The sequence below is a fragment of the Methylobacterium bullatum genome (assembly GCF_014845095.1).
Taxonomy (GTDB): Bacteria; Pseudomonadota; Alphaproteobacteria; order Rhizobiales; family Beijerinckiaceae; genus Methylobacterium; species Methylobacterium bullatum.
This window is the reverse complement of record NZ_NKUG01000014.1, coordinates 40,336-51,525: the sequence shown is the minus strand read 5'-3', so window position 1 is coordinate 51,525 and position 11,190 is coordinate 40,336. Positions and strand designations below refer to the sequence as shown.

General features: G+C 69.3%; 12 protein-coding genes. 7 read left to right on the top strand and 5 right to left on the bottom strand.

The annotated features are described in order from the left end of the window. Positions 1-1,342 (bottom strand): glycogen debranching protein GlgX (gene glgX / locus MBTS_RS01900; protein WP_192214970.1); only part of this gene is annotated, 1,342 nt, incomplete at its 3' end. 160 nt (positions 1,343-1,502) lie between these two features. Beyond that, positions 1,503-2,924, bottom strand: coding sequence for an alpha,alpha-trehalose-phosphate synthase (UDP-forming) (locus tag MBTS_RS01895; RefSeq protein ID WP_026175661.1), 1,422 nt, complete (start codon positions 2,922-2,924; stop codon positions 1,503-1,505). 406 nt (positions 2,925-3,330) lie between these two features. Here MBTS_RS01895 and MBTS_RS01890 point away from each other — a divergent pair, with 406 nt between their 5' ends. The 6 genes from MBTS_RS01890 to MBTS_RS01865 all read left to right on the top strand — a co-directional run bounded on the left by MBTS_RS01890 (position 3,331) and on the right by MBTS_RS01865 (position 7,285). Beyond that, positions 3,331-3,840 (top strand): hypothetical protein, encoded by a 510-nt coding sequence (locus tag MBTS_RS01890; RefSeq protein ID WP_018042239.1) that lies wholly within the window; start codon positions 3,331-3,333, stop codon positions 3,838-3,840. A gap of 10 nt (positions 3,841-3,850) precedes the next feature. Continuing rightward, positions 3,851-4,246, top strand: coding sequence for a phage holin family protein (locus MBTS_RS01885; RefSeq protein ID WP_018042238.1), 396 nt, complete (start codon positions 3,851-3,853; stop codon positions 4,244-4,246). Further along, positions 4,243-4,632, top strand: coding sequence for a DUF3618 domain-containing protein (locus MBTS_RS01880; RefSeq protein WP_056149916.1), 390 nt, complete (start codon positions 4,243-4,245; stop codon positions 4,630-4,632). Before MBTS_RS01885 ends, MBTS_RS01880 begins: the two co-directional genes overlap by 4 nt. An 80-nt stretch (positions 4,633-4,712) precedes the next feature. Beyond that, entirely contained in the window at positions 4,713-5,423 is a 711-nt protein-coding gene (locus tag MBTS_RS01875; RefSeq protein WP_056149919.1) for a CsbD family protein, read from the top strand. A gap of 111 nt (positions 5,424-5,534) precedes the next feature. Next, positions 5,535-6,263 carry a 5-oxoprolinase subunit PxpB gene (pxpB, locus tag MBTS_RS01870; RefSeq protein WP_056250034.1) on the top strand — a complete coding sequence of 243 codons (729 nt, stop codon included), beginning with the start codon at positions 5,535-5,537 and terminating at the stop codon, positions 6,261-6,263. Continuing rightward, positions 6,260-7,285 (top strand): 5-oxoprolinase subunit C family protein, encoded by a 1,026-nt coding sequence (locus MBTS_RS01865; protein WP_192214969.1) that lies wholly within the window; start codon positions 6,260-6,262, stop codon positions 7,283-7,285. The genes pxpB and MBTS_RS01865 overlap by 4 nt, the downstream gene beginning before the upstream one ends. Before the next feature lie 232 nt (positions 7,286-7,517). Here MBTS_RS01865 and MBTS_RS01860 read toward each other — a convergent pair whose 3' ends face one another. Then, complete coding sequence (locus MBTS_RS01860) at positions 7,518-7,745, bottom strand: hypothetical protein (protein WP_026175660.1); 228 nt, start codon at positions 7,743-7,745, stop codon at positions 7,518-7,520. 193 nt (positions 7,746-7,938) lie between these two features. Here MBTS_RS01860 and MBTS_RS01855 point away from each other — a divergent pair, with 193 nt between their 5' ends. Then, positions 7,939-8,490 carry an RBBP9/YdeN family alpha/beta hydrolase gene (locus MBTS_RS01855; protein WP_192214968.1) on the top strand — a complete coding sequence of 184 codons (552 nt, stop codon included), beginning with the start codon at positions 7,939-7,941 and terminating at the stop codon, positions 8,488-8,490. A gap of 1 nt (position 8,491) precedes the next feature. Here the strand turns inward: MBTS_RS01855 and MBTS_RS01850 are convergent, their stop codons facing one another. Both MBTS_RS01850 and MBTS_RS01845 read right to left on the bottom strand, forming a co-directional pair. After that, a complete protein-coding gene (locus MBTS_RS01850) occupies positions 8,492-9,523 on the bottom strand; it encodes a YcjF family protein (RefSeq protein ID WP_192214967.1) in 1,032 nt (343 codons plus the stop codon). A gap of 208 nt (positions 9,524-9,731) precedes the next feature. Then, positions 9,732-11,171, bottom strand: a complete 1,440-nt coding sequence (locus MBTS_RS01845; protein ID WP_056149938.1) for a YcjX family GTP-binding protein — start codon at positions 11,169-11,171, stop codon at positions 9,732-9,734. Positions 11,172-11,190 lie beyond the last annotated feature (19 nt).

The window sequence follows — 11,190 nt, the reverse complement described above, 5'->3', positions numbered from 1 at the left end:
CGTAGTTGATGCTGGCGAGCGGCGAGCGGCCGGAGCCGGCGAAGATCTCCCGCGAGCCGGACAGGACCTGCGTGAGCTTCGGCAGGATACCGTGATCGCCGCGCCAGAAGCCGCGCACGCTGTCCCGGAACTGGTCGTTCCACTCGGCCCAGCCGCGCGGATAGGCGCCGAGCTGGTAGCCGCCCATGCCGATATCCCACGGCTCCGCGATCATCTTGGCGCGGGAGAGGATCGGATCCTGGGCGATGGCCTGGAAGAAGGCGGCTTTGGCGGTGAAATCGTGCGGCGTGCGTCCGAGGCTGGTGGCGAGATCGAAACGGAACCCCGCGACGCCGTAGGCGGTCACCCAGTGCCGCAGGGAATCGAGGACGAGCTGCATCACCCTCGGGTGGTCGAGGTCGAGGGTGTTGCCGCACCCGGTGCAATCGATCTCCTGCCGCCGGTTCTCCGGGTTGAGCTTGTAATAGCTGGCGTTGTCGATGCCCCGGAACGACAGGGTCGGTCCGGTATGATCGGCCTCGCAGGTATGGTTGTAGACGACGTCGAGGATGACCTCGATCCCGGCGGCGGCGAGTTCGCGGATCGCCGCCTTGAGGCCGCCGGTCCCGGCCGCCCCGAGATAGCGCGGCTCCGGCGCGAAATAGCCGAGCGGCGAGTAGCCCCAGAAATTGACGAGCCCCTTCTCCACCAGGAACCGGTCGTCGGCGAAAGCCTGGATCGGGAGGAGCTCGATCGCCGTCACGCCCAGCTTCAGCAGGTGCTCGACGATCGCCGGATGGGCCAGGGCGGCGTAGGTGCCGCGCTCCGCCTCGGGGATCGCCGGATGACGCTGCGTCAGCGCCTTCACGTGGGCCTCGTAGATCACCGTCTGGCCCATGGGCCGGCGGATGGGATTGAGCGCGAGATCCGGCAGGTCGGGCGCCGTCACCACCCCGCGCGGCATGAAGGTCGCGCTGTCGCGCCGGTCGATCTGGTCCTCCCGCTGGAGGCCGCGACGGTGCCCGTAGAGGGAATCGTGCCAGCGTATGCGACCCTGGATCTCGCGCGCATAGGGGTCGAGGACGAGCTTGGCCGGATTGAAGCGATGGCCGTTGGCGGGCTCCCACGGCCCATGGACCCGGTAGCCGTAGAGTTGGCCGGGGAACACGCCGCGCAGGTAGCCGTGCCAGACATCGTCGGTGCGGCAGGGCAGCGGGACGACACGGCTCTCATGGCGCTCGCCCGGCTCGAACAGGCACAGATCGACGCCGGTGGCGTTCTCCGAGAACAGCGCGAAATTGACACCCCGGCCGTCGAAATGCGCCCCGAGAGGCCCGGGCACGCCATCGTCGATGCCGATCATAGATGTCTTTCGCAGGTACATCGGCTCGCCGAACGCGAGCCGGAAATCGGAACGGGGTTAGGCAAGAACGATACCCCGGTCTCCCGCCCGCTGCCTATCCCGTCACGCTGCCGATAGAGACAATCAGGCCCTCCCTGTCGTACCGACGGGGAGGAAACCGCTACTCGGCGGCAGCGGCCGCGCGGGGTGGCTCGCGTTCGATGGTCCGGAAATTCTCGAGGTCGGTGAGGAAATTGCGCGCCCACCAATCCACGTCTTCGCGGGTCATGCGGTCGACCATGGGCTTCCAGCGCTCGATCCGCTCGCCGCGCGGCATGTAGAGCGCCGTGCGGATCGCTTCCGCCACCTCGAACCGGTCGTAGGGATTGACCAGCAGGGCCTCGGGCAATTGCCGGGACGCGCCGGCGAATTTCGACAGGACGAGGACGCCCGGATCGTCCGCCGTCTGGGCGACGATGTATTCCTTGGCGACCAGGTTCATGCCGTCGCGCATGGGCGTCACGAGGCCGACGCGGGCGGCGCGATAGAGACCCGCCAGGACGGGGCGCGGATAGGCCTTCGTCACGTACTGGATCGGCGTCCAGTTGGGCTCACCGAGGGCGCCGTTGATCTCGCCGACGGTCTCGTTCACCTCGCGGCTGAGCTCTTCGTATTCCGGCACCTCGGTGCGGGATTTCGGCGTGATCTGCAGATAGACGACGTTGCCGCGCTGGTCGGGATTCGAGGCGAAGAAGCGGTCCACCGCCTCCATCCGCTCGGGCACGCCCTTGGAATAATCGAGCCGGTCGACGCCGATGAGGAGCTTGCGGGTGCGCAGGCCCGCCATGGTCTCGCGCACAGTCTTGTTGGCGCCGGCATTCTCCGCCGCCTCCTTGAACCCGGCGACATCGATGCCGATGGGGAAGCTGCGGATGCGGGTGCGGCGCCCGTCGACCATCAGCGAGCCGCCGCCGAGGGGGATCGCCCGCAGCTCGTCGATGAGGTTGCGCGAGAGGTTGTGCACGTCCGGGTCGGTCTGCAGGCCGATCAGGTCGTAATCGGCGATGCCGCGCAGAAGATCGTTGCTGGCGGGAAGCGTGTTGAACACGTCCGCGGCCGGCCAGGGGATGTGGTGGAAATAGCCAATGGGGTTGGCGATGCCGAGGCCGCGCAGCTCCGAGGCGAGCGGCAGCAAATGATAGTCGTGGACCCAGATGATGTCGTCGGGCTCGATCAGCTTGGCGAGCGCCCGCGCGAAGATGCGGTTAACGCGCTGGTAGCCGGCATAATCCGAGCGGGAGAACGCACCGAGGCCGAGCCGATAATGCATGATCGGCCAGAGGGCGCGGTTGGCGAACCCGCTGTAATATTCCCGGTGGTCCTGGGGCGAGAGATCGACGACGGCGTACTGGACACGCCCACGATCGATGAGCTCGGGCTCCTCGGACGGGTCCTCGACGACTTTGCCGCTCCACCCGAACCACAGACCCTCATAGGAGGTGAAGGCCTCCTTGACGGCGACCGCCAGGCCTCCGGCGGCAACGGATTTCCCGCTGTCCTCGGGGATGGCCACACGGTTCGATACGATGACAAGGCGTGCCACTCAGCGGGCTCCGGTCCTCAGCGTGCAGCGCACCAGGGGCGCGCCGGACAAGACATTCCGATGTTCAACGCGCGTAACGCGACCGTGATCCGTCCGATACAGCCACGTCTGTTCATATTCCGTCAGTCAACCTAACCGACCGCATCGCCCACGGCCAGGGCAGGCAAGGACGAATGTCGGTTCCGCAGTGGATCACCCGACCCGTCCCCCGCCCGACGATGCCGGTCCGTCGTCGGTTTTGCGACGCCGAACGGTCTTATGGGAAGGCGGCCCGGCGCGCATCGGCGGGGATGTCGCGGCCGGTCCCTCGCCCACCGTTCGACGATGAGCATTCCTTGCGGAACCGCGTCTGTTTCCATGTTGTTGAAGAGCCACAAGTGACACAGCCCACAAGTGATCGAGGAGTATGCGCGTGAACGCAAATCAACCCACTGGCCCGGCATCCGCGGCGAACGCCCCCGGGATCGGCTCCGGCGAGGCTGCTGCTCCGACCGGTGATTGGCGTGCGCTGAAGGGCGATGTCGAGGGCATCGCCGACGTGGCCGTCGAGCGCGGCCGGGGCTTCGTCGCCGCCGCGCGAGCCCAGGCCACCGACTATGCCGATCGCCGCAAGGGCGACGCCGCCCAGTCGGTGAACGATATCGCCCAGGGCTTGCGGGATTCGAGCAAGTCCTTCGAGGAGCAGCCGAACATCAAGGCGTTCTTCGACAGCGCCGCCGAGGGGCTCGAGCAGCTCGGCACCTCCATCGAGAACCGCAGCTTCGCCGAGTTCTACGACGAGGCGGAAGCCTTCGCCCGCCGCGCTCCCGTCGCCGTTGCCGTCGCGACCTTCGTGACCGGCTTCGTCGTCTCGCGCTTCATCAAGTCGTCGAGCATCGCGCCCCACCGCGATGCCCGCGACGCGTTCCGCAGCTAGGCCGGACGTCATGTCGAACGGCCCGCAATCCAGCATTCAAAGCCTCGTCGGCGATGCCCTGCGCGAGACCAGCGAACTCGCGCGCAAGGAAATGGCGCTCTTTCGCACCGAGATGACGAGCAACGTCCGGACGCTGTTCATCGGCCTCGCGCTGATGGTCGGCGCCGGCGTGTTCGGAGTCGTCGCCCTGTTCGTCCTCGTGGACGCCCTGGTGAAGTGGCTCGCCACGGTAGTGCATTCGGAAGCGCTGTCCGCCCTCATCGTCGGCGGCGTGCTTCTGGTGGTCGCCATCGTCTTCGCCCTGATCGGACGGAACGCCATGTCCCTCTCCACCCTGGCGCCGACCCGCACGACACGGCAGATGCGCCAGGACGCGCGCGCATTGTCGGAAAGGGTATCGGGATGAGTGAATCGTTGAACGACCTCGAAAAGGACATCGAGGCGAGCCGTGCCCGCCTCGACCAGACCATCGACCGCATCCAGGACAGGCTCTCCGTCCCCAGCATCGTTGACGACATGCTGGGCAATGTCCGCCGGACACCGTTGAGCGGAGCCTATGACGGCGCCCTCGATGCGATCCGCCGCAACCCCGTTCCCGTCCTGCTCATCGCGGCCGGCATCGGCTGGCTGCTGCATCGCACCGGAAAGGATCGGCAGACGCTGACCAAGCGTTCCCTCATCGATCCCGACGGTGCGCTGCCGGTGACGCCGGGCGCCGCCGCCAAGGCCTACGACCCCGACCAGCCGACACGCCAGCCCGTGAAGGAACTGGCGGAGGAAACACAGATTTAGGCCTGCGAAGGCCGATCGAAACCTGACCGACCCGGCAGCGGCATCGCCGCTCCATCTCCCATCCGACAGGAGTCGCCTCCATGAGCCACAGCAGCATCCCAGGCGAGCCCAAGAGCTCGCTTCCCGACGACATCGCCCTCGCGGCCGGCCTTCCCCATGGCGCCGCCAGCCTTCCGCACGGCGATGAGACCGCTCGTTCGCTCCATGACATCTCCGACCGTGCCCGCAGCGAAACACGGACGACGGCCGGCGACCTTCGCCACCAGGCCGGCGACCTCGCCGACGATGCCCAGGCCAAGGCCGAGGGCTATGCCGACCGAGCCAAGGCGGCCGCACTCGATGCGCGCGACACCGTGAAGGACAAGGCGGAGTCGCTGATCGACCGTGCGTCGGAGACCTATGACGACGCACGCGACTGGGCGGCGGACACTCACCGGTCCACCCGCCGCAGCATCGGCGAGTTCGCCGAGCGCGGCAGCCAGCGCCTCGACCGGGGCAAGACCAATGTGGAGCAGTTCGTCACCGAGAACCCGCTTCTCGTGGGCGTCGTCGGCCTCGCGGCGGGTCTGCTCCTCGGCGCCCTCCTTCCCCGGACGCGCCGCGAGGACGAAACGGTGGGTCCGTGGGCCGACGAGGTGAAGGACCAGGGCATCCGCTACGCCCGCGACTTCGCCGACCGTGGCCGCGAGTTCGTGGAAAGCGCCCTCGACCCCGAGAACCTGAACGCGGCGACCCAGGGCGGTTCCGAGCCGTTCCGCAAGCCCGACGTATCGCCGGGGCGGTCGCACTGAGACCTGGTTTCCCCAAGGGGTTACAGGATGAAAGAGGGGGCGGCGCTCGACAGCGCCGCCCCTTCGTGTTGGGACTGGGGAGACGATCCGACGAGCGAGGCCTTGCGACCCGTGGCAGCCCCTCAGCCCCGCCTGCTCTGGTGCGGCGATACCGCGATCACCGTCGAGTTCGGTGAGACCATCGACCCCGAGGCCAACGCGCTGGTCCTGGCCCTCGACCGCGCCGTGCGGGATGCCGGCATACCGGGGCTCATAGAGGCCGTTCCCACCTACAGGTCGCTCACCGTCCACCTCGATCCCTGCGCGGTCGAGCCCGGCGCGCTTGAATCCGCGCTCCTCGCCCTGGTCGGTACGGTCCCCGCCGGGACGACGCCGCGCCGACTCTGGCGCCTTCCCGTGGTCTATGGCGGTGCGTTCGGCATCGACCTCGCCGATGTCGCCGCCCATCACGGGTTGAGCGCCGACGAGGTCGTATCCCGGCATGCGGCCGCCGATTACCGTGTGGCCATGAACGGCTTTCTGCCGGGCTATGCCTATCTCTCCGGCCTCGACCCGAGCCTCGCTCTCTCGCGCCGGGAGAGCCCAAGGCCGGTGACGCCGGCCGGGACCATCTCCATCGGCGGCGTGCAGGCTCTGGTGGCGAGCATCGCCGCCCCCAGCGGATGGCATCTCCTCGGCCGGACCCCCGTCCGCTCGTTCCTGCCGGGGCGCGACCCGGTCTTCCTGTTCGAGCCCGGCGACGCGATCCGCTTCCTGCCCATCGAGCCGGAAAAATGGGACGAACTCGACCGGGCCGCGGGGGCCGGGGAGCGCATCGTCGACTGCGAGACAACGCCGTGAGCGGGCGTCTCGTCATCGCGCGATGCCACGGCGCGCTCAGCCTTCAGGATGGCGGACGACGGGGCTACCAGCGCTACGGCCTCTCCGGCTCCGGCGCCATGGATCGCCTCGCCATGGCGACCGCGAATGTCCTCGTCGGCAATGCCCCCGACGCGCCGGTCCTCGAACTCGGCTTCGGCGGCGGTCGCTTCGTCGTGGAGGCGGGACGGGGTTGGTTCGCCTGTGCCGGCGCGCCCTGCACCCTGCGTATCGACGGAGCCCCCCTCACCGGCCACCGCACCGCGACTCTGGCGGAAGGCGCCGAACTCATCGTGGACCCGCCCCGTGAGGGAGCGTTCGCCTACCTCGCCGTGGCCGGCGGGTTCGAGGCGGGCGCCGTGCTCGGCAGCGTTTCGCTCCATCTCCGCGCCGGGATCGGGGGTGCCGACGGCCGGCTCTTCCAAGCGGGCGACCATCTGACCTTCGCCACTGCGGAGGGCAACACACCGGGCGACCGGACCACCGATGCCGTTCCCCTCGACCGCGACGCGCCGATCCGCGTCATGCTCGGCCCCCAGGCCGACCGCTTCCCGCAAGGCGGGATCGACACCCTGCTGGGCTCGACCTTCACCGTGTCGCACCGCGCCGACCGGATGGGGTACCAACTCGACGGCCCCGCCATCGCCCATGGCGAGGGGGGCTACAACATCGTCTCGGACGCCACCGTCATGGGTTCGATCCAGGTGCCGGGCAACGGCCTGCCCATCGTGCTGATGGCGGATCGGCAGACCACGGGCGGCTATCCGAAGATCGCCACGGTGATCTCGGCCGATCTGCGCCGCCTCGCCCAAAGCCGGCCGGGCGATCCGATCCGGTTCGAGGCCGTCACCCTGGCAACGGCGCGGGAAGCCGCGCTCCGGCGGCAGCGCGACATCGCCGACCTGCCGGGCCGCATTCGGCCGCTGGGGGGCTTCGACGCCGAACGTCTGCTGGGAGCCAACCTCGCCGGTCACGCCGTCGATGCCCTGCGGGAAGGTCCATAGGGCGCGATCCCTTCTGTCTCGTCCCTCTGCGATGCGAGATGAATACCACCGGCTGCACCGAGCGGTTCACGGTGTGGAGCGGCCCGGGCCTGGTCCATTTCCGGAGGCCCTTCCTCATGGCCGTGTCGGGGCTGGCCGATGGTCTGGGACGGCCGTGGTCGGGCGCAGCTCTAGCCAATGAAAGCCGCGCCGGAATCGAAGGGAGCCGTCGCCCCCTCGTCTCGTTCACGCTTCACGGGGACTGCCATTCGACGCCGGCATGCTCGCGGATATCACCCGGCGCGGACCCGGTATCGGCATCGCTGACCCAGTCGCTCGGCTCGACCACATCGACGATCTCATCGTCGGGATAGGCCGCGGCGAGAAAGACCTTGGCCTCACCTTCGGCGGCAGCCCGGACCGTGACCAGCGGGCGAAAGCCCTTGGCTGTGCGGATATTGGCGATGAAGAGCTTCGTCATGTCCATCCTCCTGGGCACGCCTGAGCGCGCGACACTCGGCTAACGCGGGAAACCGTGATCCGCGCGGGCGCTCGGTGAAAATGATGGGCCGCCGCCTCTCGCAGCCCGGAGGCCCTTCACCCAACGCTGCGATGCCTGCCGAATTCCCCTCACCCGTCTCGACGCCGCGCGAGCGAGCCGCTATCGGGGCAGAATGAAGCTCGCCGATTGCGACATCCTCATCCTCCCCGGCTATGCAGGCTCGGAAGACGGCCATTGGCAGGCCGGCTGGGCCGCCCGCATGGCCAATGCCCGCATCGTCGAGCAGGACGACTGGCACCATCCCGAAGCGGCATCGTGGCGCGCACGCATCGTCGAGGCGGTGGAGGCGGCGACGCGGCCGGTGATGCTCATCGCCCACAGCCTCGGCGTAGTCGCCTCCATCCAGGCCGCGCCTGCCTTTCCCGAGGGCAAGGTGCGGGGCGCCCTGTTGGTGGCGTTCCCGGACGTGGAGCGGACGCCGGACCTGCCCTCCAGCGTCACGGATTTCGCGCCGGTGCCGCGCGATCCCCTGCCCTTCCCGTCACTGCTGGTGGCGAGCCGCAACGACCCCTATTGCGCCTATGACCGGGCCGAGGACTTCGCCTATGCCTGGGGCTCCGCCCTGGTGGACGCTGGCGAATCCGGCCACATCAACGTGGCGAGCGGGCACGGTCCGTGGCCGGAAGGTCTGATGCGCCTGGCGGGGTTCCTCAAGGGGCTCTGAGTCACGCCTTCTCGGCACCGCCCATCGGCTTCAGCAACTCCCCGGCCACGTCCGCCAGGCGCGGAGGTTCCTCCCTGACGAAGGGGAGCGGGCGGCAGACCGCCAGGGCGGCGAGGCCGAACCGGGCGGTCATCAGGCCGTTGAGCACGCCCTCGCCGAGCTTCGCCGAGACCCGCGCGGCGATGCCGAGGCCGAGGACCTGCTGGATCATGCTCTCTCCCACCGCCATCCCGCCCGTGACGGTGAGATGCGCGAAGGCGGCGCGGGCAAGACGCAGGAAGCCGAGGAAACCCGGCCGCCCGCCATAGATCGTCGCGATCTGGCGCAGGAGGCGCACGGCGGCGAAGACCACGAAGGCCACGTCGACGATGGCGCGCGGGCTGAGCGCCGTCACCGCCGAGACCTGCTTGGCGGCCGAGGCGATGGCGTTGCGGGCCTGCCGGTCGAGGGGTTCGAGCAGTTCGTGCTCGGCGAGCCCGATCCGGTCGTCCACGTCGAGGATGGTATCGCCCAGGGCCTTCAGGCGCTGGCGGCCGGCCGCCAGCCCGGTCCGGGTGGCGTAGAGGGTGCAGAGTTCGGCCACCACGGCCTGCGCGCCGGTGTGATCCCGCGTGGCGATGGCCTCGATGGCCTTCGCCCGGAGCTTCTCGATCCGGCGCTCGCGCCAGATGCCCGCGAGCTCGCGCATCACCAGGGCGAGGAAGGCGATGGCCGCGAGGACGAGGAGAGCCAGGGCGACCCCGCCGAGCCAGGGCGCGGCGGAGAACAGGTCGGCGATCATCCGCTCCAGCGACAGGCCGACCCCGAGCGAGACGAGGCCGCCCAAAGCCAGCATCAGCACCGACAGCCAGGGCGCCCGCGATTTCGGAGCCACCGGCACGGCGGTGCCGTCCGCCGCCTCGACGATCTCGAACGGCTCTTCGACGATCCTCACCGCGTTCGGCGGCACCGGCGGCGGAACGATGCCCTCCAGTCCCTCGGCCGGCTCGGCGGCGGGGATGCGGAAGGCGCGGGGGCGGTTCGGAGAGGTCATGGGTGGACCCTGTCTGAGGCGTAATAGGCAAACTGCGAGACCGGCCTTCCCCCATCCGCCCACCTCATCCTGAGGTGCCGGAGCGGAGCGGAGGCCTCGAAGGAGCCCTCCAGTTCGCGCAGCGGAGCCTGGAACCCTCCTTCGAGGCCGCTGGCGCGGCACCTCAGGATGAGGTCGGCGGGCGGGATGGGATGACGGACGGCGGCGCTCACGTCAGCTTGTCGCCGATGAGGAACTGCATCGCACGGTCGAGGCGGATCTGCGGCAGGTGGCCGGGGCGGCCATGGGCGTCGGGTCGGACCAGCGGGGGGCGAAAGCGCGGAAAGCGAAGGGAGCCGGGCGGCACCGCGCCCTCAAGCACGGATTCGGGCCGGGACGGCAACTCACCGGGGAACACCGCCGCCTCGCTCCGACCGTCGAAGACCTCGTCGCCCACGTGTTCGCCCGCCTCGGGCGTTCCCGACACAGCGCGCAGGGTCATGCCGTCATCGTGGACGGTGGTCTCCCGCGTGGCCCGCACGGAAGCCAGCGCAACGGTGCCGACGCGGGCGCCGGCCGCCTCGGTCCGGCGCATGGCGCGGGAGACGAGGAGCCGTAGCAACGCCTCCAGGCGGTCGTGGCTGGTCTGGTGCAGGTGATCCGCCTTGGTGGCGGCGAACATGATGCGGTCCGCTCTCGGCGCGAAGAGACGCGACAGGATGGTGTTGCGGCCGATCCGGAAGCTGAGGAGCACGGTATCGAGCGCCTCTTCCAACTCGGCGAGGGCGGCCGGCCCGGCATCGACGGCGGCGAGCACGTCCACGAGGACGATCTGCCGGTCAACCCGCTGGAAATGGTTGCGGAAGAACGGCTCCACGACCTTGGCCTTGTAGGCCTCGAAACGCCGTTCCATCAGCCCCGCGAGGCTGTTCGGGACGATCGTCTCCGGGAGCGCGTCGAGGGGCGCGAAGGTGAGAGCCGGCGATCCGGCGAGGTCGCCGGGCATGAGGAAACGGCCCGGGGGCGTGGTCGCCACCGATTCCGGCCCGGCGCGCAACGCGGTGAGGTAGGCGGTGAAGGCGATGCTGGCGCGCTCGGCCACGACCTCGTCGAGGGGGCCGGACGGGTCGAGGTCCTTCAGCACCGCCAGCCAGGGCGCCGCGATGGCGGCGCGCCCGGTGCGGCGGGTGCCCGCGATGGTGGCGGCGGACCATTCCGCGTAGCTCTGGTCGATCAGCGCGAGGTCGAGCAGCCATTCGCCGGGATAATCCACCACGTCGAGCATCAGCGTGCCCGGCCCGGAGCGCCAGCCGCCCTTGCGCTCGTACTCGATGGCGAGGCGGAACTGGCTGATCCGGTCGGTGGAGCGAGGCCACAGGCGCTGCTCCGTCAGGGCCGCGAAATGATCCTCGTAGGGGAAGCGCGGAACGTCGTCGTCGGGTTGCGGCACGAGGCGGGCCCGGCGCAGCCGTCCCTCATGCGCGGGCGCGAAGGCCGGCAGCGCATGGGTCTCCACCAGATGATGGATCAGCGCCGTCGTGAACACCGTCTTGCCCGACCGCGCGAGACCGGTGACGCCGAGCCTCAGGGTCGGCTGGATCAGGAGATCGCTCGATGCCTCGGCGAAGGCCTGGATCGCGGAGCCCGCGCGCGAGGCGAAGCTGATCATGAAGCGAGGGTCTCGTTTG